22 protein-coding genes are annotated in these 25,801 nt (G+C 40.2%); 18 read left to right on the plus strand and 4 right to left on the minus strand.

What is annotated here, in order from left to right; genetic code table 11:
- Positions 1-101 precede the first annotated feature (101 nt).
- From murJ to FLM54_RS04945, 13 genes are all read left to right on the plus strand, one after another.
- Positions 102-1,640, plus strand: a complete 1,539-nt coding sequence (murJ, locus tag FLM54_RS04885; RefSeq protein WP_041709107.1) for a murein biosynthesis integral membrane protein MurJ — start codon at positions 102-104, stop codon at positions 1,638-1,640.
- A gap of 74 nt (positions 1,641-1,714) precedes the next feature.
- Entirely contained in the window at positions 1,715-2,641 is a 927-nt protein-coding gene (ribF, locus tag FLM54_RS04890) for a bifunctional riboflavin kinase/FAD synthetase (RefSeq protein WP_075170608.1), read from the plus strand.
- Positions 2,642-2,670: 29 nt separating this feature from the next.
- Positions 2,671-5,499 (plus strand): isoleucine--tRNA ligase, encoded by a 2,829-nt coding sequence (gene ileS / locus FLM54_RS04895; RefSeq protein WP_178955523.1) that lies wholly within the window; start codon positions 2,671-2,673, stop codon positions 5,497-5,499.
- 12 nt (positions 5,500-5,511) lie between these two features.
- On the plus strand, positions 5,512-6,012 hold the full coding sequence (gene lspA, locus FLM54_RS04900) for a signal peptidase II (protein WP_131690731.1): 501 nt from the start codon (positions 5,512-5,514) through the stop codon (positions 6,010-6,012).
- Positions 6,009-6,449 carry an FKBP-type peptidyl-prolyl cis-trans isomerase gene (fkpB, locus tag FLM54_RS04905; RefSeq protein ID WP_010391275.1) on the plus strand — a complete coding sequence of 147 codons (441 nt, stop codon included), beginning with the start codon at positions 6,009-6,011 and terminating at the stop codon, positions 6,447-6,449. The genes lspA and fkpB overlap by 4 nt, the downstream gene beginning before the upstream one ends.
- Positions 6,449-7,378, plus strand: a complete 930-nt coding sequence (ispH, locus tag FLM54_RS04910) for a 4-hydroxy-3-methylbut-2-enyl diphosphate reductase (RefSeq protein WP_178955525.1) — start codon at positions 6,449-6,451, stop codon at positions 7,376-7,378. The genes fkpB and ispH overlap by 1 nt, the downstream gene beginning before the upstream one ends.
- 27 nt (positions 7,379-7,405) lie before the next feature.
- Positions 7,406-8,440 carry a sensor histidine kinase gene (locus FLM54_RS04915; RefSeq protein ID WP_178955527.1) on the plus strand — a complete coding sequence of 345 codons (1,035 nt, stop codon included), beginning with the start codon at positions 7,406-7,408 and terminating at the stop codon, positions 8,438-8,440.
- Positions 8,437-9,141, plus strand: a complete 705-nt coding sequence (locus tag FLM54_RS04920; RefSeq protein ID WP_138607626.1) for a LytR/AlgR family response regulator transcription factor — start codon at positions 8,437-8,439, stop codon at positions 9,139-9,141. The genes FLM54_RS04915 and FLM54_RS04920 overlap by 4 nt, the downstream gene beginning before the upstream one ends.
- Before the next feature lie 114 nt (positions 9,142-9,255).
- Entirely contained in the window at positions 9,256-9,816 is a 561-nt protein-coding gene (gene pilV / locus FLM54_RS04925; RefSeq protein WP_178955529.1) for a type IV pilus modification protein PilV, read from the plus strand.
- A 1-nt stretch (position 9,817) separates the two neighbouring features.
- Positions 9,818-10,816 carry a PilW family protein gene (locus FLM54_RS04930; protein ID WP_178955531.1) on the plus strand — a complete coding sequence of 333 codons (999 nt, stop codon included), beginning with the start codon at positions 9,818-9,820 and terminating at the stop codon, positions 10,814-10,816.
- Complete coding sequence (locus FLM54_RS04935; protein WP_138607632.1) at positions 10,804-11,289, plus strand: pilus assembly protein PilX; 486 nt, start codon at positions 10,804-10,806, stop codon at positions 11,287-11,289. Before FLM54_RS04930 ends, FLM54_RS04935 begins: the two co-directional genes overlap by 13 nt.
- Before the next feature lies 1 nt (position 11,290).
- Positions 11,291-14,491, plus strand: coding sequence for a pilus assembly protein (locus tag FLM54_RS04940; protein ID WP_178955533.1), 3,201 nt, complete (start codon positions 11,291-11,293; stop codon positions 14,489-14,491).
- 9 nt (positions 14,492-14,500) lie between these two features.
- Positions 14,501-14,920, plus strand: a complete 420-nt coding sequence (locus FLM54_RS04945; RefSeq protein ID WP_138607636.1) for a type IV pilin protein — start codon at positions 14,501-14,503, stop codon at positions 14,918-14,920.
- A gap of 143 nt (positions 14,921-15,063) precedes the next feature.
- Here the strand turns inward: FLM54_RS04945 and FLM54_RS04950 are convergent, their stop codons facing one another.
- A complete protein-coding gene (locus FLM54_RS04950) occupies positions 15,064-15,600 on the minus strand; it encodes a GspH/FimT family pseudopilin (protein ID WP_138607638.1) in 537 nt (178 codons plus the stop codon).
- Between the two features lie 77 nt (positions 15,601-15,677).
- A complete protein-coding gene (locus FLM54_RS04955; protein ID WP_138607640.1) occupies positions 15,678-16,229 on the minus strand; it encodes a GspH/FimT family protein in 552 nt (183 codons plus the stop codon).
- A 174-nt stretch (positions 16,230-16,403) separates the two neighbouring features.
- Here FLM54_RS04955 and FLM54_RS04960 point away from each other — a divergent pair, with 174 nt between their 5' ends.
- Positions 16,404-16,742: a P-II family nitrogen regulator gene (locus tag FLM54_RS04960; RefSeq protein ID WP_008114445.1), complete on the plus strand. Its 339-nt coding sequence runs from the start codon at positions 16,404-16,406 to the stop codon at positions 16,740-16,742.
- A gap of 57 nt (positions 16,743-16,799) precedes the next feature.
- Here FLM54_RS04960 and FLM54_RS04965 read toward each other — a convergent pair whose 3' ends face one another.
- Positions 16,800-17,564, minus strand: a complete 765-nt coding sequence (locus FLM54_RS04965) for an outer membrane protein assembly factor BamD (RefSeq protein ID WP_138607642.1) — start codon at positions 17,562-17,564, stop codon at positions 16,800-16,802.
- A 141-nt stretch (positions 17,565-17,705) separates the two neighbouring features.
- Here FLM54_RS04965 and rluD point away from each other — a divergent pair, with 141 nt between their 5' ends.
- From rluD to clpB, 3 genes are all read left to right on the plus strand, one after another.
- Entirely contained in the window at positions 17,706-18,683 is a 978-nt protein-coding gene (rluD, locus tag FLM54_RS04970; RefSeq protein ID WP_008114448.1) for a 23S rRNA pseudouridine(1911/1915/1917) synthase RluD, read from the plus strand.
- Between the two features lie 2 nt (positions 18,684-18,685).
- Entirely contained in the window at positions 18,686-19,417 is a 732-nt protein-coding gene (pgeF, locus tag FLM54_RS04975) for a peptidoglycan editing factor PgeF (RefSeq protein WP_178955535.1), read from the plus strand.
- Positions 19,418-19,513: 96 nt separating this feature from the next.
- On the plus strand, positions 19,514-22,090 hold the full coding sequence (clpB, locus tag FLM54_RS04980; protein ID WP_178955537.1) for an ATP-dependent chaperone ClpB: 2,577 nt from the start codon (positions 19,514-19,516) through the stop codon (positions 22,088-22,090).
- A gap of 63 nt (positions 22,091-22,153) precedes the next feature.
- Here clpB and FLM54_RS04985 read toward each other — a convergent pair whose 3' ends face one another.
- The gene (locus tag FLM54_RS04985) at positions 22,154-23,701 is read right to left on the minus strand and encodes a methyl-accepting chemotaxis protein (protein WP_178955539.1); all 1,548 of its coding nucleotides are present in this window, start codon (positions 23,699-23,701) and stop codon (positions 22,154-22,156) included.
- Between the two features lie 428 nt (positions 23,702-24,129).
- Between FLM54_RS04985 and gshA the strand changes: the two genes are divergently transcribed.
- A complete protein-coding gene (gene gshA / locus FLM54_RS04990; protein ID WP_178955540.1) occupies positions 24,130-25,704 on the plus strand; it encodes a glutamate--cysteine ligase in 1,575 nt (524 codons plus the stop codon).
- Positions 25,705-25,801: the final 97 nt, after the last annotated feature.

Raw genomic sequence — 25,801 nt, forward strand, 5'->3', positions numbered from 1 at the left:
TTTATAAAAAAGACTATGGCATAATTAACTTAATTGCTGGTTTTTAATATGGATTTATAGTGTCAAAAGGTTTGTTTCGTTCTGGGATGATTGTAAGTGCAATGACAATGATCTCGCGTATTTTAGGGCTAGTACGAGATGCCGTCGTGGCTAATCTGTTGGGCGCAGGCGCTGCGGCCGATGTATTTTTATTTGCTAACCGTATTCCTAATTTTTTACGCCGTTTATTTGCCGAAGGGGCTTTTGCGCAAGCATTTGTACCGGTATTAAGTGAAATTAAACAGCAGCAAGGCGATGAGAAGGTCAGAATATTTGTTGCCCAAGCCGCCGGCACGTTAGGCACTATTTTACTGATAGTGACACTTTTTGGTGTAATAGCATCACCTGTTATTGCTGCATTATTTGGTACTGGTTGGTTTATTGATTGGTGGCAAGGGGGGCCTGACGCAGAAAAGTTTGAGCTTGCCAGTTCGCTATTAAAACTTACTTTTCCTTATTTGTTTTTTGTAAGCCTTGTGGCGCTCAGTGGCGCGGTGATGAACGTTTATAATCGTTTTGCCGTTGCGGCTTTTACCCCGGTGTTACTCAATGTATCCATCATTAGTTGTGCCATTTTATTACACGACCAATTTTCTGTAGGCGCTTATGCATTAGCCGTTGGCGTGTTTTTAGGAGGCGTGGTACAGCTATTATTTCAACTGCCGTTTTTGTATAAAGCAAAAATGCTAGCGCGCCCGCGCTGGGGTTGGCAAGATGAAAATGTGAAAAAAGTACGCAAGTTAATGCTTCCAGCCTTATTTGGTGTATCAATTAGTCAAATTAATTTGCTGCTCGATACAGTAATAGCCTCGTTATTGATGACGGGCTCTATCGCTTGGCTATATTACTCAGATAGACTGATTGAATTTCCACTTGGTTTATTTGGCATCGGTATTGCGACGGTTATTTTACCTGCGTTGTCAAAATTACACAGCAGTAAAAAAAGTAGCGACTTTCAACATACCCTAGATTGGGGAGTGAGGTTTGTGATTTTTTTAGGGCTTCCAGCAATGATAGGATTGATGATTATAAGCCCGCTTATTATTACCGTGCTGTTTGATCATGGCGCTTTTAAAGAAGCGGGTATTGATCATGTTAAGGCGGTGAGCTTAGGGGTGGTTGCCTACTCAGTGGGATTAGTCAGCTTTATGTTAATTAAAGTGCTCGCGCCTGGGTTTTATTCTCGCCAAGATACTAAAACACCGGTACGCATTGGTATTATTACTTTGGTACTAAATATGGTGTTTAATATTATGCTGGCCCCATTTATTGGCTATTTAGGTTTGGCACTGGCAACCTCAATGTCGGCAAGTTGTAATGCCTACTTACTGTATCGACAGCTTAAAAAAGAGAATGTTTATCAGTTTTCCAGCATGAGTGGCTACTTCACTTTGAAGTGTTTGTTGGCAAGTATAACAATGGGCGCATTGGTTTGGTTTACCAGTAGGCAATATGACTGGGTTAGTTGGCACTTTAGCGAACAAGTTATGTTATTGGTTGTGTTATTAATTATTGCGATTGTTAGTTACTTTTTTATGTTGTTTTTGATGGGTGTTAGACTAAATACGATAAAAAGTGTAGCAATTACTGAATCAAATTAAAAAAAAGATTATAATCGGACACTCTGCGGCCCGAGGTCGCATTTTATCGCTCGCTGAAAAAGGCATTAGGTGGCATGGAGCTAATTAGAGGTATACACAATATACGCCCACAACACTTTGGTTGTGTGCTGACCATTGGTAATTTTGATGGTGTTCATTTGGGTCATGCTGCCGTATTAAAAGGGCTTTTAGCTGATGCAAAAGAAAATAATTTACCCAGCACCGTAATGTTATTTGAGCCTCAGCCACAGGAGTTTTTTGCAAAAAATAACGCTCCGGCTAGGCTGACTCGACTGCGTGATAAACTTCGTCTATTGAGTAACTTAGGAATTGAACGCGTTATTTGTATTAGCTTTAATCAGGCTTTTGCAAACATGCATGCTGAGCAGTTTGTTAGCGATATTTTAATTAAAAAGCTGGGCGTTAAAGCATTAACGGTTGGTGATGATTTTAGGTTTGGTAAACAGCGCCAAGGTAACTTTAGTCTATTGGCAACTATGGGCACCCAAGTGGGAATGAGTGTTAAAAGCACTGCCAGCTTTAGGCAATTAAATGCTAGAGTAAGCAGTACCTTGATACGAGAAGCACTTGCTGAAGGTGACCTAGTTAGTGCAAAAGTTATGCTTGGGCATAATTATGCAATATCTGGACGTGTTATTCATGGCTGGAAAAAAGGCCGCGAACTGGGTTTTAGAACGGCAAATATTGCGCTAAAACGTCAAGTTTGTCCGGTCAATGGTGTATTTGCGGTTCAAGTGATGATCGCAGGAAAGCAAGTTTTTGGGGTGGCTAACATTGGAAACAAACCCACGTTTAATGGAACTCGTGCCTTATTGGAAGTTCATCTTTTTGATTTTGCACAAGATATTTATGGACAATTTATGCATGTGGAGTTAATTGAAAAGCTCCGCAATGAGAAAAAATTCGAGACATTAACACAACTGACGGCACAAATAGCAACCGATGTTGCCGCCGCTAAGCAGTGTTTTGGTTTAAATTAGGTAGCCGATAGAAACGGAAAGTAGGATTAATGAGCGACTACAAACATACTTTGAATTTACCGGAAACAATGTTTCCAATGCGTGGCAATTTGGCACAACGTGAACCAAAAATGCTTAAAGCATGGTATGAAGACGACCTATACGGTCAAATTCGCAGCGCGAAGAAAGGTAAAAAAACTTTCATTTTGCATGACGGCCCTCCGTATGCAAACGGCGATATCCATTTAGGCCACTCAGTAAATAAAATATTAAAAGATATTATTGTTAAGTCTAAAACTTTATCAGACTTTGATGCGCCATACGTACCAGGTTGGGACTGTCATGGTTTACCAATCGAGTTAATGGTTGAGAAAAAAGTTGGTAAACCCGGTGTTAAGGTAACTGCGGCAGAGTTTCGTGAGAAATGTCGTGCCTATGCTAAAAAGCAAGTGGAAGGCCAAAAAGTAGACTTTAAACGTTTAGGCGTTTTTGGTGATTGGGATAAACCTTACCTAACAATGAACTTCGACTTTGAAGCTAATGCCATCCGTGTACTGGGCCGCATTATAAAAAATGGTCACCTTCATAAAGGTGCTAAGCCTGTGCATTGGTGTACAGATTGTGGTTCAGCATTAGCTGAGGCCGAAGTTGAATACCAAGATAAACAATCTCCAGCTATTGATGTACGTTTTACTTTTACAGATCAAGATGCGGTAGTTAATGCGTTTGATTTAGCGGCTGGCCATACAGGAACAGGTAGCGTAGGAACCGTCATTTGGACTACGACACCATGGACTTTGCCTGCAAACCGTGCGGTAGCTGTACATGCTGATTTAGAATACGCGCTAGTACAAGTAGAAGATGAAGGCGTTCAGCAACGTCTTATTATAGGTTCTGAGCTGGTTAAAGATGCGATGGATCGTTTTGGTTTTAACCATTTCCATATCCTTGGCTATGTTAAAGGCGCAGCACTTGAAAACTTAACCGTAGCACACCCTTTTTACGACTTTAATGTTCCTGTTATTGTTGCTGAGCACGTAACAACAGATTCTGGTACGGGCATCGTGCATACTGCACCAGGTCATGGTCAAGAAGATTTCGTGGCTGGTCTTGAGTACAACCTTGAAGTAGCTAACCCTGTTGGCGCAAATGGTGTGTACTTACCTGATACTGAATTATTTGCCGGTCAACATGTGTTTAAAGCCAATGCGAGTGTAATTGAGGTATTAAAAGAAAATAATGCCCTAATGCATCACCATGCATTAACGCACAGTTACCCACATTGTTGGCGCCATAAAACGCCTATTATTTTCCGTGCCACACCACAATGGTTTGTTAGCATGGATCAGGCTAACTTGCGCCAAGATTCACTGGCTGAAATTAAAAATACTCAGTGGTTACCTGAATGGGGCGAAAGCCGTATTGCTAACATGGTTGAAGGCCGCCCTGATTGGTGTATTTCACGCCAACGTACTTGGGGTGTACCTATTGCGCTGTTTGTTGATAAAGACACGGGTGCATTACACCCAAATACTCAAGAGCTGATTGAGCAAGCAGCAGCGCTTGTTGAAAAGTCAGGTATTCAAGCTTGGTATGACTTAGACCCAGCTACTTTACTAGGTGAAGAAGACGCACAACAATACATGAAAGTGCAAGACACACTCGATGTGTGGTTTGATTCAGGTGTAACTCATGCCTGTGTTGTTGATGCGCGTGAAGATTTAACCGGTCCTGCTGATTTATACCTAGAGGGTTCAGATCAACACCGTGGTTGGTTTATGTCATCAATGATGACCTCTGTGGCAATTAATGGTCATGCACCTTACAAGCAAGTACTTACGCATGGCTTTACGGTTGATGAAAACGGCCGCAAAATGTCTAAGTCATTAGGCAATGTTATTTCACCACAAAATGTGATGAATAAACTAGGTGCTGATATTTTACGTTTATGGGTAGCATCAACTGATTACACGGCAGAAATGACGGTATCAGATGAAATATTCAAACGTTCAGCAGATCGCTACCGTCGTATTCGTAACACTAGCCGTTACTTACTTGCTAACCTTAGCGGTTTTGATCCAAAAACAGATCAAGTTGCTATTGATGATATGGTTGAGCTTGATAAGTGGATTGTAGGGCGTGCTGCACAGTTACAAGATGACATTTTAGCGGCGTACGATAGCTACCAAATGCTATTAGTGACGCAAAAGCTAATGAACTTCTGTACCGGCGAGTTAGGCTCGTTCTACTTAGACGTTATAAAAGATCGTCAGTACACGGCAAAAAGTGACAGTCATGCACGTCGTTCTTGTCAAACTGCGCTGTACCACATTGCTGAAGCGATGACGCGTTGGATGGCACCAATCATGAGCTTTACAGCACAAGAAATTTGGGAAGCACTTCCAGGTGAGCGCAGTGACTATGTATTTACTTCAACTTGGTATGAGGGCTTACAAGCACCAACTACGACCAAGTTTAGTAATGAAGATTGGCAAGCTATTTTAAATGTGCGTGACGAAGTGAACCGTCTGCTAGAAGCTGCACGTAAAGAAGAAGTGATTGGCGCTACGTTGCAAGCAACGGTTAACCTGTTTGCAAGTAAAGAACTTGCTGCAAAACTGGTTGCACTAGGTGATGAACTTCGCTTTGTGTTACTCACTTCAGCTGTAAATGTTACTGAAGTAGAGAGCCAGCCTGCAGATTCACAAGCAACCGAAATTGAAGGTTTATACATTAGCGTATCAGCAACTGATGCTAAAAAGTGTGAGCGCTGTTGGCATTATAGTGAAGATGTAGGTATTGAACCTGCGCACCCTGAAATCTGTGGTCGTTGTGTTAGTAACGTTGACGGTGAAGGTGAAAAGCGTCAATTCGCTTAGGAGTTGTTTTTAGTGAGCAAACTAGCCCAAAAAAGTGGTTTAGTGTGGCTTTGGTTGAGTCTATTACTACTAGTAATAGACTTTGCCAGTAAAACACTGGTTGTAAACACCATGGCCTATGGTGAGTCAATTAATCTACTGCCTGTTTTTAGTATCACTTATGTACATAATTACGGTGCAGCTTACAGCTTTTTAAGCGAAGCGGGTGGCTGGCAACGTTGGTTTTTAAGTGTAATAGCAATTGCAATTAGTTGTTTGTTGGTATGGTGGTTAAAGCGCCTTCCTGCGTCTAATAAAGTATTGTGCGGTGCATACTCGTTAGTGTTAGCGGGTGCTATTGGTAACTTATACGACCGTGTTGCTTATGGTTACGTTATTGACTTTTTACATGTGTTTTACGAAGACTCACATTTCCCCGTATTTAATATTGCAGATTGTGCTATTTGTGTAGGCGCTGCGTTATTACTATTTGACGCCTTTACAGGCGAAGAACCAAAGGAGCATAAAGCATGAGCCAAGCTGTAATTGGTGAAAACTCAGACGTTATTTTTCATTTTTCTATTAAACTAGAAGATGGCTCTGCCGCTGACTCAACAAAAGTGCATAACAAACCTGCCAAGCTCACTATGGGTGATGGCAGTTTAACCGCTAACTTTGAAAAATGTTTGCTTGGCCTAACTGCGGGTGAAAGCAAAACATTTGAGCTTGAGCCTGAGGATGCCTTTGGTCAACCCAATCCAGATAATATTTATTATGTAGATCGTAGTAAGTTTGGTGCAGAAACACCGGCTAAAGTAGGTGCGATTATTGCGTTCACTCAACCTGATGGTACTGAACTTCCGGGTTTGGTTCGTGAAGTGCAAGGTGAGTCAGTTACTATCGATTTTAATCACCCATTAGCGGGTCAGCGTTTAACGTTTGAGGTTGATATTATTGAGGTGCAAGGCTAATGGAAATATTATTAGCTAATCCACGAGGCTTTTGCGCCGGTGTTGACCGCGCAATTAGTATTGTTGAGCGCGCTTTAGATATTTTTGAAAAGCCAATCTATGTGCGTCACGAAGTGGTGCATAACCGTTATGTGGTTGATGGTTTAAAAAATCGCGGCGCCGTATTTGTTGAAGAACTTGATCAGGTTCCTGACGATAGTATTGTTATTTTCAGTGCTCATGGTGTATCTCAAGCTGTTCGTGCAGAAGCTAAACGCAGAGAGTTAAAAGTATTTGATGCAACCTGCCCATTAGTGACTAAAGTGCATATGGAAGTAACCCGTGCTAGTAGAAAAGGCATTGAATGCATTTTAATTGGTCACCACGGACACCCTGAAGTTGAGGGTACCATGGGTCAATACGATAACCAGCAAGGTGGAATTTATCTTGTTGAAACAGTCGATGATGTATTAAAGCTTGATGTAAAAAATGCGGATAATCTTTTTTACTGCAGCCAAACAACTCTATCAGTAGATGACACTGCCGATGTGATTGATGCTTTACGTAGTAAATTTCCCACAATTGATGGTCCACGTAAAGATGATATTTGCTATGCAACACAAAACCGCCAAGATGCGGTTCGTGATTTAGCTGATAAAGTGAATGTGTTATTAGTTGTGGGTGCTAAAAATAGCTCTAACTCTAATCGTTTACGGGAACTTGCCGATAAAATGGGTACACAAGCCTACTTAATAGATGATGCTAGTAATGTTGAAGCATCATGGTTTGATGGTATCAACAGTGTAGGTGTGACTGCCGGTGCATCAGCTCCTGAAGTATTAGTTCAGCAAGTCATTACACGCTTAAAAGAGCTTGGTGGCAAACAAGTAACAGAAAACCCAGGTGAAGAAGAAAACATTGTTTTTGCTGTGCCAGTAGAGCTGCGTTAGTCTATTAATAGATAAAAGGAGGGTCGAATGAGTAAGCAACTGACACCAGATGCACTACTTTTTTCGGCCCTTTTTAATGAGCGTGGTGTACTTGCATCCCTCATAGTAACCCAAGTCGTGGCTATTATTTTAGCTTTTGCTCCTAATGCTGGCGGTGACATATGGCTGCATTTGGGAGAGATTAGTTTATTTCTCCATGTAACCGTATTAGTAAGCACCTCTTTTATATATATTTGTCGCCGATTTCTTGCAAAACAGCCTCAGTTTATTCAGCTTAGTTTTTTTATTGCTGTATATAGTTTGAGTACTGCTTTATTTAGTCTGGCTTTTTCTTATATTGCTTTTGATATAGAAAACGAAGAACAACTTACGTTTTTTGTGTTACGTAATTGCATTATTGTATTTTTGCTTACCTTACTTTTTGTACAATTTTTGCTTATTCATTTTGAAAAAGAGCAGCAAGCCAAAGCACTCTCTCGTGCAGAGCTTGATGCTTTGCAGGCGCGGATCAGACCCCATTTTTTATATAATAGTTTGAATACGGCAGCAGAATTAACGCATCATGATGTTGAGGCTGCAGAGCATGCTATTTTAGCATTAGCGGCGCTTTCGCAGGCTGCAATGCGGTCAGGGCAAAGTGTATTACTCAGTGATGAAATAGTATTAACTAAACAATATATTGCTCTTGAGTCATGGCGTTTTGCTGAGCGCTTACAGGTTAAGTGGTCATTACCAGAAAATCTCCCTGCGCTCTATATTCCATATCTAACATTACAACCTTTGGTAGAGAACGCAGTATGCCATGGTGTAGAGCCCAGCCAAAGTGGTGCTACCATTAGTATTGAGCTGCATGTTACAACACATTATTTAACCTTGATTGTGACTAACCCTGTACCTATTGAAGCCGCTAATACTAGAGAGCATAACGGTATGGCAATTGATAATATCCGTTCTCGTTTAAGTATTTATTATAAAGATCAGGCGCAACTGACAATAACTAACAAAGAAAATAAATTTAGAGTTAAAGTGGTTATTCCAAAACAAACAGAGCACATGTTATGAATGCACTGATTGTAGATGATGAGCCTTTAGCCAGAGCACGCTTAAAACGTTTACTTAGTCAGAGCCATACATCTATTCAAGTGCAAGGTGAGGCCGGTAATGGCAATGACGCTTTAATAAAAATAAAAAAACTTCAGCCTGATTTAGTGTTTTTAGATGTTGATATGCCAGGCTTAAATGGCATCGAAGTGGCCAATCAACTCAATAGCTTTGCGGTTCCGCCGGCAATTATTTTTATAACTGCTCACCCTGAGCATGCACTTGATGCGTTGCAACTAAATGCAGCAGGGTATTTGGTAAAACCTATATCAGTAAAAAGTTTGCAACATGCATTACAACAGCTAGGACGTTTAAACAGAGTACATCTGCAACAGCAACAAACAGAAAAAGTAACGTATCAACTGGCTGGCACTATCAGAAGTGTTGAAATAGAGAGTATTTTTTATTTTAACGCAGAGGAAAAGTATACCAAGGTTGTGTTTGATCAAGGGGAAGCTTTAATTGAGGACAGTTTAAAGCATCTTGAAATGCAATACCCGCATCATTTATTAAGAATTCATCGACATACTTTGGTGAATAAAAACAAAATTATTGCCCTACATACGCTTCAAAACCATCAACATGTTATTGAACTTGATGGTTGTACTACTTTGTTAGCTGTAAGTCGTCGAGCACTCAAAAGCGTAAAAAGTGAACTTTAATACGCCTACCTATTAACCGCTTATCAACATAATTAACCGTTAGTCATGGTTCTAGTTGAATCTAATCTGTAATTGCATACACTTATTATCAGGTAATTATTATTTGGTTTTACTATGTATTTGAGTACGTTTAAATTGCAAAAAGGTTTTACCCTTATTGAAGTCCTAATTGCGTTTATTATTCTCAGCTTTGGTTTATTGGGCGCTGTAGCCCTGCAAGCAAAAGCAAAGCAAGCAAGCTTTGATTCAATGCAACGTGCTGCTGCTGTTGCGCTTGGTAATGATATTATTCAACGTATTCGAGCTAATGATACTTCGCAGCTCGCGACCCTTTACGATGTAGAGTTTACTAGTGAAACCACTAAGAAATCGTCTAAAACATGTTTTACAAGCTCATGTAGCAACGCGCAAATAGCTAGTTTAGATATCGAGCAATGGAAACGTGCTATTCGAGCCCGAGAGAATACCGGATCACTTGATGGTGCAACTGTGTGTATTAACCCTGAAGTGGTAGCGGGTTCTGGTGGGAAAGCATATAACCTTGAGGTTATTGTTTCTTGGCAGGGTCGACAAGAATTTAAAGCAAGTGAGGCGACAGGTAAGATTGGTTGTGGCGTCGCAGATAAAAAGCGTCGCTTAGTCGTGCTTAATAGCTATGTATACGTTAGGAGCTAAAATGAAGCAAACAGGATTTACACTCATTGAAATGATGATATCTCTATTTATAGGGGGATTAATTTTGGGTGGGGTAATGTTTACTTATATCGGTATGAAAGTAACCACCAAAGACACAATGACTATAGGCGAGTTACAAGAGTCAGGCCGTTTAGCTATAAATATTATGCAACGAGATATTGAGCAAGTTGGTTTTTGGGGAACATTTTATGATGATTCATTTACCGCTGCAAACACATCATCATTGTCAAATCCTACTAATGACTGCTTTGAAGGAGCTAACAATGGCAGTTTTCCAGATTTAACGAGTAGTAGTAACTTTAGATCTTTATACGCTAAAACGGCGGCAAGTTCTAATGAGCTCAACTGTGTAAAAAACCCAATTAAAGGGACTGATATTTTACAGGTTAAGTTTTTACAAGGTAATCAACTAGAAGTTGATGCCTCAGGTGTTAATGAAACGCAAAGCGATGAGAATTATTTTATTGCTGAGCAAGAAAATGCACGCTTTGAGCGAGGTATTGTTGACCCTACTAGCGTAAATATCAATGCGTCGGTATGGCCGTATAGTCATCACAGCTATTATATTGCAGAGCAAACTTATACGGTAAATAATAAGAACCTTACTGTACCGGCACTAATGCGAAAGCGTTTAGTAGGCGGGTCTATAAATACTGAAACTATAATGGAAGGCGTGGAAAATATGCGTTTTGTTTTTGGTTTAGATACTACCAACGATAGTCGCGTTGATATCTATAAAAGCATCAGTGATATGAACGCCAGCGACTGGGAAAACCGTAGAGGTATTTTAACAGTACAAGTTTTCTTACTGATCAGAGCATTGCAGCCAGATCCAGGCCTTAAAATTAAGAACCAAACGTACATATTAGGGGAAGATGCTAATAGTCGCTCTCTTACTTTTTCAGATAATTTCAGACGAACTGTTTTCACGACGACTATTCGTTTAAATAATGTGGGAGCAAATTTATGGCGTATTTAACTCATATGAAAAAGAAACAACAGGGTGTTGTACTTATTACAGCACTTATTATGGTGATAGCAGTGACAGGAATTGCGGTTACTTTAATGAGTAGCAGCAGTATTGATATTAAAATTACAAATGCAGCTCAAGAGCGTGAAGTTGCAGAAAATCAACTAATTGGTGAAGTACAGCGCATTATTGCTGATGAAGCTAGTAAAGGGGCTGCTAATCAGTTCTTTTTAACCCCTGAAGAAGTATCAGATAACGGTGTTGTTATGGCTGAACGCGATGATATGAAAAGCAATATGATTAACTTAAACAATGGTGTACTTGATTTAGAATGCCCTCGTCGTTTTAATTTTACTGCTGGCATTTCATGCAACATGGTGCAAGTTTCTACAACCATAGAGTACGGCTCCAAAAGTAAACACCAACTAACAATTGTTACCGGCGTAGCCCAAGAGATGGCTAGCATAAGTAAGGGGTTTTAATATGAAACTTACACTAAACAGAATGTTCATGCCTATATTTGCAATATTAATTGGCATGTCAGCTCATGCTGAAGATATAGAGCTGTATGTTAACCATAATGTGGAGACAGATGAAAAGCCACGCGTAATTATGATTTTTGATACATCAGGCAGTATGGCTTGGGATGTAAACGATGGCAATGCCTGTTACATGAGAAGCGGTAATCGTTATTACGAGGTCGATTGTTTTGAAAGTAAAGACAGCTATAAACGTAATGAGCAATGTTACAAACGAACTAGCTACTACAATTATGAAGCCACATGTAGTGATAGTCGTTTAAGAGTTGCACAAAATGCGATTACGCAATTAGTGAACGATAATGATGATATTGAATTTGGTTTAATGCGTTTTAATGGCAGTAGTGGCGGTTATGTACTAGCCAGAGTAGGTGCTGAAAAGTCAACGTTGCTCAATAAAATTGATGAGCTACCTGCTAGTGGGTCAACCCCATTAACTGAAACATTATGGGAAGCGTATTTATACATAACAGGCCAAGATGTTTACTATGGCGATAACACTAATAATCGAGATTTTACCGCTGAGTCATCAGGAGTTTATAAATCACCTTTTGCCCCAGTAGCGGGTGAGCCATTACGTTGTGACAATAGTATCAACATTATTTTAATGACAGATGGAGATCCTACCAACGATTCTAATAGAAATAATGACATATTTAACCTTCATGAGGATTATTTTTCTGAAAATGCGCCTGTTGTCAGCAATAGTTATTTGGCAGCGCTGGCAAAAATTATCCATGGTACAGATGATGTAAAAGTTGATTTGTATAGCAAAACCAATAATGTACTAGATATTGGTCGTGTATTTCCTATTGGCTTTGGTACTGGAATGAGTAACTCAGGTAAAAACTTACTTACTGAGACTGCAGACTATGGCGGTGGGCAATATTTGCATGCCAATACTGCAGCACAACTGTCAGACGCACTTAAAAATACGATTTCTCGTATTCGTGAAGTAAACGATAGTTTTTCATCGCCATCAGTGGCCAGCAATAACGTAGACCAAACTCGCAGCCGTGATGCTCTTTACTTTGCTATGTTTTATCCTGAAACAGGGGCTCGCTGGCGTGGTAACCTCAAAAAGTTAAAAATTACAGGCAATCAGATTGTTGATGCGACTAACAAGCTTGCTCTTAATAGCGACGGTTTAATTTCAAAAGATGCAAAAACATTTTGGCTACCTGCGGGCCAACCCGCTGATGGTAATGCGGTTGCACAAGGTGGCGTAAATCATTATCTAAGTACGATAGATCCACTAGCTCGTAATTTATTCACTGAAAATCAAGGCTCTATTGTTAGCTTTGATACTTCGGTTGTCAGCGATATTCTTAGTGGTATTGTTGATAACCCGCTAACCTTAACAAGCCAAGATGTTAATTGGGCTAGAGGGGTCGACGTTGATGATGAGGATAAAGATGGCTCTTCGCAAGATCAACGCTCTGATATTTTTGGCGACCCATTACATTCCAAGCCTATTGCTATCGACTATGGCAGTGATGATATACGAATTCTTATAGGAACAAATGCCGGGTTTTTACATATGTTTAAAGATGCTGGCGAGACTGTAAGCGAAAGTTGGGCGTTTATACCTTCAGCATTATTTGACATTATTAAGCCACTCAGAAATAAACAAGCAGATAGCAAGGTATATGGCATGGACGGCCCTATCAGTGTTTACTTTAGTAATAAGAGTTTGAATAGCGAAGGTTTAAATGACGGTATTATAGATGCTAGCAAAGGAGATGCTGTTTGGGCTTTTGCTGGTATGCGTCGTGGTGGTAAGAATTACTATGGCTTAGATATTACAAATCCGAACCAGCCAAAGCGCCTTTGGAGCAAACCAATTGAAGGCGGCAAAGGCGATTTTACGGAATTAGCACAAACATGGTCAAAACCGCAAATAGCTTATATTAAAGCTTTTGGTAATAAACCTTTACTCGTATTTGGTGCAGGTTACGATACAAATAAAGACGCGGCTATAAGAGCTGAGGATTCCCGTGGTCGAGGCATTTATATTGTTGAAGCAAAAACAGGTAGCTTAGTGTGGGCATTAACCCCAAATAGCAATGGTTTTAAAGGTAAACATAGCATTGCCGCTGATTTAACTACGCTTGATTCAGATTATGACGGCTATATTGACCGAATTTATGCTTCAGACACCGGTGGTAATATTTGGCGAATTGATATGCCAGGAGAAGATAGCAGTGAGTTTAGTCACTTTAAACTTGCTGAGCTTGGTAGCAATCAAAATACCCAAGACAGGCGCTTCTTTTATAAGCCTCTGATTGCGCGTACTTTGTTTAGTAAAGTAACAGAGACGACCATCAACGGTGATAAAGTTATTACCCGTTTAGATACTCCTTATGATGCTGTTGTTATCGGCAGCGGCAATCGTTCAAAACCAACGAATACAAATGAGCAAGATCAGTTGTTTATGATTCGTGATGAAAATACGCTGACACGCTCATTTAAAATCAATGCGCCTGCGGCAGTTAAACCCTCCGACTTAATGATTATGAACGATGACCCGTTTGGTAATACTTTAGATGACATAGATGGTTTTAATCTTGTTGAAGCTGAGTTGGCAAAAAAGAAAGGGTGGCGCTACGAATTAGCCAAAGGTGAAAAGTCATTAGCTGCAGCTACCGTTGTTGGCGGAGTTGCTTATTTTACTTCTTTCACGCCAGCATCTGATGCCGTTGTAGAGAATCAATGTTCTTTAAGTGGAGGCGGTGGTGCGCTTTATGCGTTTCATTTGCATTACGGTACAAAGGTGTATGAACAGCTCAAATTTGTAACCAGTTACGATGTGCCCGATACACCACAGCTATACTTTGGTTCTTCTTGCGTGGATGCTAATACCGATGGACAGTGTGATGATGGTCCTGATGGTCCTGATGGTCCCGATGGTCCTGATGGTCCTGATGGTCCTGAAAGGAAGCCACCCGAAAGTAAATTTTATTTCCCTGGTCCTTTAATTAAAGGTGATTCCAAACCATTTGTACCCGGTAACATTTCAGGGCCTGGTCTAAAAATCGAAGATGGAACTATAAAGTTACTAGAGAGTGGCAACAGTGGCTTTGGCTTTAAAACGCAGCAAACATATATTTATAAGCGTGAAGAAAACGATGAGATAAACAATTAAGGGCTGTATATGAATAAGACACAACAAGGATTTACATTAATTGAGGTAATGATCACAGTAGCGATTGTTGGCATTATTGCCGCAATTGCATTGCCGAATTACACAGAGTATGTAAAAAGGGCATCACGCGCAGAAGCTGCATCTGCGCTGTTAGATGCGGCAAATAAGCAAGAGCAATACTTTGTAGATAACCGAGTTTATTCAACTTCGTTTAGTGACTTAGGTATTCAAAGTAAAACTGAAAACGGGCATTTTGAGTTAGCAATAAATGTGGTTAATAGTAATGAATTTACAATTACAGCGAAACCCATCGCTGGAGCTGTTAAAGGGGATGCTGATTGTACTGAATTGTCTATTAATGATTTAGGCTTAAAAGGGGCTAAAGGCAGCAAAGGTAAATCAGATATAACCTATTGCTGGGGTAGATGATGCTAATTAACCTTACTCTGAATTGTATACCTATCTCAAGCAGCTATTTTTAGCGCTAATTGCGTTGAACCTACTTGCAATAGGCCAGCTACTGACGTGAAGTCTGGCTTTTTACACTGTAAACCCCCTAACTAGAATTCAGGTTAGTTATTTTTGCATCTATTTGTGGACTTTATCCTTATGCGACCTGTTTGACTTATAGATAGAGCAAGCCCTTCAAGGTTTGCTTTTTCACTATTAGGGCAATAGATAAAAGTACCATTTTGAAAGCCATTTAAAGAGCCGTCGGGTCTAAAAGTTATTGCAGTTCGGGGGTACTCTAAGCTATCAGAGGGATGGGTATGTTCAAAGGTACTAATAAGACGTTCGTCATTATCCAAAGATGTTGACTTGTCATGATCAGTAAAAAGTGACACACCCGTGTGCCACTCACCATCTAAACATTGTTTATCTTTCAAAGCGCACAGCGTTACGTAGTTGCCATGCTCTATAGCATAAAGACGTGCTAAATTAATATTTCGGTGTAATAGACTAACCTGATTATCTGCGCGATTGAGCGCCAAGAAGTCAGGAGCAAACGACAAAGAGAGTTGACTCAGTATTGCAATAACTAAAATGGTTACTAGTAATTCTACTAACGTAACGCCATCGTTTTTGTGAACACTTATAATTAACTTCATCCCTGAAGCCTTACATTGAACAGTCCATTATATTAGTTTAGTAAATAATCAAAAAACGACAAAGTATGAAATGGCTTTTAGCTGCAGGTTTGAGTTGTGTCACCTATATAAAAAGCAGTTCCTGATTGAGACAGTGTTAACCCTTTATTATTTTCATTAGTACCATTAGGGCAAAAAATAAAATTTCCAGGTTTAGTGGTGATACGACCGCTGGTGTTAAACCGTATCCGTCTATCTCCAGCTGTGAATGTTACCTTATCATTAAGGCTAATTTTTTCCATGACGCGAATTAAGCTGTCAGAGGAAGAATTATATTGACCATCATTATTTGCATCAATAAAGGTTATAATAACTTTATTACGATCCCACCTTGCTCGGCATTGCATACTATCATCATTGTTTTTAACCTCCGAATGCTGAGCTGCACAAATAACCACAATCTCATCAGTACTAGCCGCTTGTGAGCGCGCAAAACTAATATTACGCTTAAGCTCCAATAAAAAGTTTTCGCCTCGATTTTCTTCCAGCATATCGCTACTATTCCATATTGCAATACTTGCTATTATTGCAACAATAGCAACGGTAACCATTAACTCTAATAGAGTAAATCCTGTATGCTTGGTTTTCATATAAATCTCATTAACTCGGTGATGTTGAAAGGTCAACAGACCCTAGTATAGTTATTTTTATTAAAATAATCATACCATGATTATTTTTCACCTGTGCTATTCAATCACTTTGTTTGCTATGAACCTCATGATTGTCTAAAATCGAGGCAACTGAGGCTTTCAAAAGTAACTAATATGAAAAAAATAGAAGCAATCATTAAACCGTTTAAGCTCGATGATGTGCGCGAAGCACTATCTGATGTTGGCATTACGGGTATGACAGTAAGTGAAGTCAAAGGGTTTGGTCGTCAAAAAGGTCACACCGAGCTATACCGTGGCGCAGAGTATATGGTTGATTTCTTACCAAAGGTAAAGTTAGATATTGTGCTTGGTGATGAAGATGTTGAACGCGCTATTGATGTGATTGTTAAAACCGCACAGACAGGCAAAATTGGTGATGGTAAAATATTTGTCACTGAGGTAGAGCGTGTTGTTCGTATTCGTACTGCAGAAGAAGATGAAGACGCGATATAATCGTAGTCTTGAGTAAAAAAGGCGCTACTTTTATTTGAAAGTAGCGCCTTTTTCGTATTATTTATTTCTACTGTTAAATTTGCGCGTTTGCGCTGCATTCTCACTTAATTCAGTCAATCCAAGCTTATCGTAGCTTTTTTCCATCATGGCTAGTGCCGCATCCAAGTAGCTACTTTGTGAGTAGTGCTCTACCACAAACTTACCGCGATTCGCAGCTGCTAAATAGGCTTCACGTTCGTAGTAGTAAGTCGCAACTTTTAGCTCGTAACGTGCCATGCGGTTTAATAGCCAAACTAAACGACGTTTTGCTTCTGGCGCATAGTCACTTTCTGGAAAACGTTTAACTAAGGTTGATAGATCGGTATAAGCTACACGGGTACGTTTAGCGTCTCTGTCGGCTCTATCTACACCAAAGTACTCTTGGAAAGCATTTTTATCCGCTTTAATATTAACCAAGCCACGCATGTAGTACATGTAATCTAAATCTTTGTGGTTTGGGTTTAAGCGAATAAAACGGTCAATGGTAGCAAGTGCCTGCTCTGTATTACCTGATTGGTAATGTGCGTACACTAAATCCATTTGTACTTGTTTTGAAAACGGGCCAAACGGGTAGCGAGAATCAATTGCCGCTAACAGTTCAATTGCACGTGCGTATAAACCAGAATCAAGCGTTTGTTTTGCATCTTCATATAGTGCTTGTGCTGATCTGTTTGGTACTCGTTGAATGTCTTCTTGGTCAGGTGCAGACGAACAAGCCCCTAAACTAAGCACTGAAACTGAAAAAACAATGGCGAATGCACGTTTCCCTATTTTATTTATCATTTTATTTGTTACCTTCGATGTCTTCGGCTAGGCCAAGTGGGTAAAACCGAGTAAACTATGCGTATTATGTTATGCTTTTATTAAAAGCGATTCTAACCCAGTCAAGCAAAGCTTGCACTGGTAAATTGGGTAAAGTTACTAATGTCAGAGCAAATATCTCTCCAAGCCGAGGTCCCAACAGACTTAGGTGGTAAACGTCTAGACCAAGTATTAGCACAATTGTTCCCTGATTATTCACGATCACGGATAAAAACGTGGATTTTAGATGATAAAATCACCGTTGACGGCGAAATTTTCAACACCCCGCGTGAAAAATTACTCGGTGGTGAAGTTGTGGCTGTTGAAACAACAATAGAAGCACCTCGTGAATACGAAGCACAAGATATCAAATTAAACATCGTTTATGAAGACGATGATATTTTAGTTATCAATAAACCAATGGGATTAGTGGTTCACCCTGGTGCAGGTAACCCTGACGGTACGGTGTTAAATGCATTACTTCATCACTTCCCAGAAATTATTAACGTACCACGAGCGGGTATAGTTCATCGTCTTGATAAAGACACAACGGGTTTAATGGTTGTCGCGAAAACGATTCAGGCACAAACTCATTTGGTTAAAGCCTTACAAAAGCGCGAAAATTTCACACGTGAATATGAAGCCTTATGTAATGGTACTATGACCGCCGGTGGTATGGTTGAAAAAGCGATTGGTCGTCATCCAACTCAACGTACGCACATGGCTGTTCATGAAATGGGTAAACCAGCGATTACGCATTACCGTGTGGCAGAAAAGTTCCGAGCTCATACTCGTTTGCGTTTACGCCTTGAGACCGGACGTACACACCAAATTCGCGTGCATATGGCTTACTTAAACCATCCACTAATTGGCGATCAATCTTATGGCGGCCGTCCTCGTCCACCAAAAGGAGCAACCCCTGAGCTGTTTGAGTTACTGCGTAGCTTTAAGCGTCAAGCGCTGCATGCTGTAAAATTAAGCATTGCTCATCCAATTACTGGTGAAATGATGACCTGGCAAGCACCTATTCCTGATGATATGGTCCAGATGACACAAGCACTGCGCGAAGATACAAAAGCAAATCCAGATATAGCTAGTTAATTATGTCTGGCTTATCAGCTACATGGCAACCTATTCAGGGTGTAGGCACATTGAGTACTACACGGGATGGAGGTGTGTCAAAGCCTCCATTTGATAGTTTGAATTTAGGGTTACATGTAGGTGATAACAGCCAAGATGTATTAACCAATCGAGCGCATGTAAATAGTTACATACCTAATCCTGCTGTTTGGTTAAATCAGGTTCATAGCGCTGATGTAATTTTAGTGGATGAAGCGTTTGACGCTAATCACATACTGACGGGGGATGCGCTTTACACGCAGTTACGCAATCAACCTTTAGCTATAATGACCGCTGACTGTTTACCTATTTTACTTACCTCAAGCGATGGCCAAGAAGTGGCTGCAATTCACGCAGGTTGGCGAGGATTAGTGCAAGGAATTATTAATAATACAGTTAGCTGTTTTAAACATGAGCCAGCGAATTTACATGCGTGGTTAGGTCCTGCAATAGGAGCTAACCGATTTGAAGTCGGCCAAGAGGTCGTTGCAACATTTACAGCCAATAATCCAGCTTTGCATGATGCGTTTAAACCTCAAAATAACGATAAATATTTAGCTGATATTTATTACATTGCGCGTACTTTGCTAAACCAACGGGGTGTTGTGAATATTAGTGGTGGTGAATACTGTACGTTCTCTCAAAAAAATCAGTTTTTTTCTTATCGACGTGACGGCCAAACCGGTCGTATGGCAAGTTTGATCTGGCGCAAGTAAATTACTATTAAGTGATTATTTTTCCCTCAATACCTTGAACAAATCCGCTAACATACCCATTTATAAAGTAATTCGTTTTTTTATAGGTAAACCCCCATGCGTTTAGATAGATTTACAAGTAAATTTCAGTCTGCGCTTTCAGATGCGCAATCATTAGCGCTAGGTCGCGATCATCAATTTATTGAACCCGTTCACCTTATGTATGCTTTATTAAAGCAAAGTGGTTCAAGTGTGCGCGCCTTATTTGCACAAATGGGCATTAGCGTGGATGAGCTCAATACTAAACTATCTCAAGAGATAGAAAAATTATTTAAAGTAGAAGGTGTTGGTGGCGATGTGCAATTGTCAAACAACATGGTTTCACTTATTAATCTGTGTGACAAGTATGCCCAAAAACGCAAAGATAAATATATCTCAAGCGAACTGTTTGTTTTAGTTGCATGTGAAGATAAAGGGCCGCTTGGCAGTGTATTTAAAGCACTTAATATCACCGCTAACAAAGTTGAAACTGCCATAGAAGCAATTCGCGGTGGTCAAAAAGTTGATGATCCTAATGCTGAAGAAACTCGTCAAGCACTTGAAAAGTACACTATTGATTTAACTGAGCGGGCGGAGCAAGGTAAGCTTGACCCTGTAATCGGCCGTGATGATGAAATTCGTCGCACCATCCAAGTATTACAACGCCGCACCAAAAACAATCCTGTGTTAATTGGTGAGCCTGGGGTGGGTAAAACCGCGATTGCCGAAGGGCTTGCGCAACGTATTATTAATGGGGAAGTGCCAGAGGGCTTAAAAAACAAGCGCGTACTCTCGCTTGATTTAGGCGCGTTGGTTGCTGGGGCCAAATACCGAGGTGAATTTGAAGAGCGTTTAAAATCAGTTTTAAATGAATTGGCCAAAGAAGAAGGCCAAGTGATTTTGTTTATTGATGAAATTCATACCATTGTTGGCGCTGGTAAAAGTGATGGCGCTATGGATGCGGGTAACATGTTAAAACCTGCATTAGCACGAGGAGAACTTCATTGCGTAGGTGCAACGACCTTAGATGAATATCGTAAATACATTGAAAAAGATGCTGCACTTGAGCGCCGTTTCCAAAAAGTATTAATTGAAGAACCATCGGTTGAAGATACTATCGCTATATTACGTGGTCTAAAAGAGCGTTACGAATTACATCACTCAGTGGAAATCACCGATCCGGCAATTGTTGCTGCAGCGCAGTTATCACATCGCTATATTAGTGATCGCCAATTACCTGATAAAGCAATTGATTTAATTGACGAAGCGGGCTCTTCTATTCGACTGCAAATTGATTCAAAACCTGAAGCCTTAGATAAGTTAGAGCGTCGTATCATTCAGTTAAAAATTGAAGATAACGCCTTGGCTAAAGAAAAAGACGAGGCGAGTCAAAAGCGCCGTGCAGAAATGGTTGAGCTGATCACTGAGCTTGAGGTGCAATACCGTGAACTCGATGAAGTATGGAATGCCGAAAAAGCGTCTTTGCAAGGTACGCAAGTCATTAAAGCTGAGCTTGAACAGGCACGACTTGATTTAGAAGTGGCACGCAGAGCAAGCGATTTACAGCGCATGTCAGAACTGCAATATGGCCGTATACCCGAGCTTGAGCGTAAGCTTGATTTAGCATCACAAGCCGAAATGCAAGAAATGAGCTTACTTAAAAACCAAGTGGGCGAAGATGAAATAGCTGAAATTTTATCACGTTGGACCGGTATTCCGGTGGCACGTATGCTTCAAGGTGAGCGTGAAAAGCTATTGCAAATGGAAGCGCAATTACACAATAAAGTGATAGGGCAAGATGAAGCGGTAGTTGCTGTGGCCAATGCCATCCGTCGTTCGCGCGCAGGGCTTGCTGATCCGAATCGTCCTATTGGCTCATTTTTATTCTTAGGGCCAACAGGGGTGGGTAAAACAGAGCTAACAAAAGCGTTGGCTGGCTATATGTTTGACACCGAAAGTGCCATGGTGCGTATAGATATGTCTGAGTTTATGGAAAAACACTCAGTCGCACGTTTAGTCGGTGCGCCTCCAGGGTACGTAGGTTACGAAGAGGGCGGTTATTTAACCGAAGCTGTTCGTCGTAAACCTTATTCGGTTATTTTGCTTGATGAAATAGAAAAAGCGCATCCAGATGTGTTTAATATTTTATTACAAGTTCTTGATGATGGTCGTTTAACAGATGGTCAAGGCCGTACTGTTGATTTTAAAAATACGGTTATCATTATGACCTCTAACTTAGGTTCAGACATTATCCAAGAGCAATCGGGGAGTAATGACTATGACGAGCTTAAAGCTAAGGTAATGGGTGTACTGCATAATGAATTCAGGCCTGAGTTTATTAACCGTATTGATGAAACAGTAGTGTTCCACTCGCTTGCACATAGCCATATTAAAGAAATTGCAGATATACAGTTAAGTAAATTGCGTGAACGATTAACTGAGATGGGTTATTTACTTGAATTGACAGATGCTGCGCTTGAGCGGATTGCTGCTAGTGGTTTTGACCCGGTTTATGGCGCTCGCCCACTTAAGCGTGCAATACAACAAACTATTGAAAATCCGTTAGCACAAAAGCTGCTTAATAATGATTTTCAACCAGGCTGCATCATTGTTATTGATGCAAGTGGTGAGGGCTTAGAGTTTACTAGCCGATAATCTGAGCACAGTAAAGAGCCGCTGAAAATAGCGGCTTTTTTGTTTTTGATTCAAAGGAGTGGATTAAACTTTAAAGGTAAGCAGTAAATCATTTACTTTTCGTGAGCCTTCCACCAATTCAGCAGCGCCATGCGCTACGCTATAACTAAGCTGTAAATTGTCATCCCCCAAACCTTTAATTTTTTCAACATTGCTGCCAATGTCTCTACTTACCACTTGTTGTTGCTCTGCGGCAGCTGAAATATCGGTGGCAAGCTGTGAAATTTCACTAATTTGAGTAAAAATACTATCCAGCTCTTGCTGCGTTTGACCTGTAGTGTTCACACAGTCATCGGCTTGTTGTTTTGTGCTCTGCATGATTTTAGACCAGCTAAACAAGGTATCTTGAATCTCTTTAATGGAGCTATGAATTTGTGCTGTGGCGTTTTGAGTACGTGAAGATAATGCGCGCACTTCATCAGCGACCACCGCAAAACCCCGACCATGCTCACCAGCACGGGCAGCTTCAATCGCAGCGTTAAGTGCTAACAAATTGGTTTGCTCTGCAATGCCTTCTATTTCACTCATTACCTGACCAATTTTATCGGCCTCAGAGGCAAGTCCTGTGGCTGTGGTTGCCGCTTGCTCAACTTGCATAGCTAAGTCAGATACCATTTTGCTATTATCGGCAATATGACTTTTTATATCAGAGCAGCTTTGATAAGTGATCCCCACTTTATCTGCGGTATTATTAGTATTATTAGAAATTTCACCAATGGTGGTGCTCATTTGTGACATTGCAGTGGCTATTTGCTCAAGCTGAGTTCCCTGAGAGGAAATTCCTTGTTCGGTCAGCGTAGATTGCTGATCTAAGCCTTGAGCAATTGTATTAAAACTCAAGGTTGAGTCTTTAACACGACCGAGTACCGTTTTTAACTTGGCGCAAAGCATTTGCTCTCGGTAATCACTAATACTGTGAGGGTGTGAACCACTAAATACATAACGAGACACCGAATCAGCCTGACTCTTTTGCTGCTTTAGGGTCGCAGGTGTTGCTATTAGTTCATCATAATTTAAAACTAGAATGATAATACACACCATCAAGTTAACCGCTGCAATCGCGATTGATCCCCAAATAGCAACACAGGCTAACCAAACTAAAACACCGGCTATGCTTAAGCCTTGTCTGAGTGAGGTGTGTTCACGCCAGCTAAATAGTGACTGATTAGCGTTAATTTTGGCATACAGTTTCTGTGCTCTGCGTTTTGCGCGTTGCGAGAGTTTTACACGCACAGACTGATAACCAATCAATTGGCCATGTTCAAAAATAGGTGTTACAAATGCATCAACCCAATAGTAACGGCCGTCTTTACATAAATTCTTTACAGCTCCTCGCCACGAATGGCCTTGCTTTAAGGTGTCCCACATTTCTTTAAATGCCGCCTTAGGCATGTCAGGGTGGCGAACTATATTGTGGTTTTTATTAATGAGTTCATCCATTTCATAGCCAGCAATACTGCAAAATTCATGATTAGCATAGGTAATAACACCTCGAAGATCGGTTGTTGAAACTAACTCTTGCTGCTCTTCAAAAGTGACTTCTTCATCTATCAAGCTTTGATTACGACGCATAGTAATCCTTTATCATCCTTTATTGGGGTGGCTATTGTAATTACTAAAACTAATGTACGTTAGTGATAAGTTTTAAATAGCGGTAGTAAGTCATTTTTTTTGATGTTTTTATGATCTTTATCAATTTTAAGGGTAATTGAATTTTTTAATTATGACAAACTTTTAACAAGAGATTCACCCTTTCGCATGGGGGGGAATAATACGTTGTTGGTAGGAGAGGATTGTGGCAAATAATATGTAAAAGAAATTGTATATTGCTGGTGGCAATGGCAAGATTATCTTTTATAGCGTGAAACAAAGCGTGTTTAAAATTCATTAAAAACTATATCTAATAAATTCATATAGTTTTTTCTTCATTTAATCTTGAGTAAAGGTAATTAGACCCCATAACCTCATGATTAAGCCACTTGGCTCGAGGAAACTTTTTTTTGGCAACTTATAATTTAAAGAACACGCTCAACGCGCTATCTAATGCAGATAATCAGCATGCTATTAAAGGTATTATGCGCGGTATTGAGAGAGAATCACTAAGAATTAAACCTGATGGTTCTATTTCTAAGCAAGCTCACCCTGAAGGGGTTGGCTGTGCGCTTACCAACGGACATATCACGACTGACTTTTCTGAGTCTTTACTTGAGTTTATTACACCGGTTAGCGAGTCATCAACGCAAACGTTACAACAGCTAAAAGATTTACAAAAGTTCACCCTAGAACATATGGGCGATGAACTGCTGTGGCCAATTAGTATGCCGTGTTTTATAAATCATCAGGACGATATTGTATTAGCACAATTTGGCGATTCTAACGTTGGTAAAATGAAAACCTTATATCGTGAAGGTTTAAAGAACCGTTACGGCAGTATGATGCAAGCGATTGCCGGCGTGCACTTTAATATTTCTTTTCCAGAAACGTTATGGCAGTCACTACACTCACTAAAGCAAAGTAGCGCGAAGCTTGAAGACTTTATATCTGATGGGTACTTAGCATTAATTCGCAATTTTAAACGCGAGTTGTGGTTAATTAGTTACATGTTTGGTGCGTCACCGGCATTGTGTAGTTCATTTTTGCAAGGGCGTAAAAGTGATTTACCGTTTAAAAAGCTAGGTAAAGGTACTTTATATTTAGAAGTAGGCACGGCGCTTCGATTAGGTAATCTAGGTTATACCAACAGTGCACAGTCATCATTACGCGTGATGTATAACTCATTAGATGAATATGTAGCAGGGCTTAAAAAAGCCATAAATACGCCTTCAGATATTTATGGCAGTATTGACGACTACACCAGTGCAGAGCCAAAGCAATTAAATAAAAATATTCTACAAATAGAGAACGAGTTTTACTCGCCAATTCGCCCCAAGCGTAATGCTAAAAATGGTGAAACACCCACCGATGCTTTACTAAGAGCGGGTATAGAATATATTGAAATTCGTGCATTGGATGTTAACCCATTTAGTGAAGTAGGCATTGATTTAGAGCAAATACACTTTTTAGATGTATTTTTAACCTATTGTTTATTAAAAGACTCAGCGCCTATGGACTGGGAAGAGCAAGCGCGAAGCACTGAAAATCTTGATACAGTAGTAAACCAAGGCCGAGAAAAAGGCCTAATGCTTAATTTTAATAATGAGCAGCGCAGTCTTGAATCATGGGGTGATGAAATATTTAATCAGCTCGTTGATGTTGCTAAGTGGATGGATAGCGCGTACGGGGTTGATTATTACTCAAACACTATTAAGCGCATGGCAACGTGGGTGCATAATCCTACATTAACTTATTCAGGGCGTTATGTTGAGCAATTAAAAGCATCAGGGCTAGATAATGGTCATTATGCACTCTCACTTGCTCAAAAGTATAAACAAAGCCATGATATAGCCAGTTATACTGAATTCTCAAAGTCGTGGTTAGCGCAACAAGCGACAGAGTCTTACCAAGCTCAAAAAGCAATTGAGCAAGCCGATAATCAATCATTTACTGCATTTTTAGATACATATTTTAGTAAGTAGTAGGCAAAAAAAACGCAGCTCATAGTAGCTGCGTAAATATTCTTTAGGGATGAAACAATGCTGTACTGCTGCATTCATAGATTCAGACCCACGCTTT

The sequence above is a fragment of the Pseudoalteromonas sp. Scap25 genome (genome assembly GCF_013394125.1).
GTDB lineage: Bacteria > Pseudomonadota > Gammaproteobacteria > Enterobacterales > Alteromonadaceae > Pseudoalteromonas.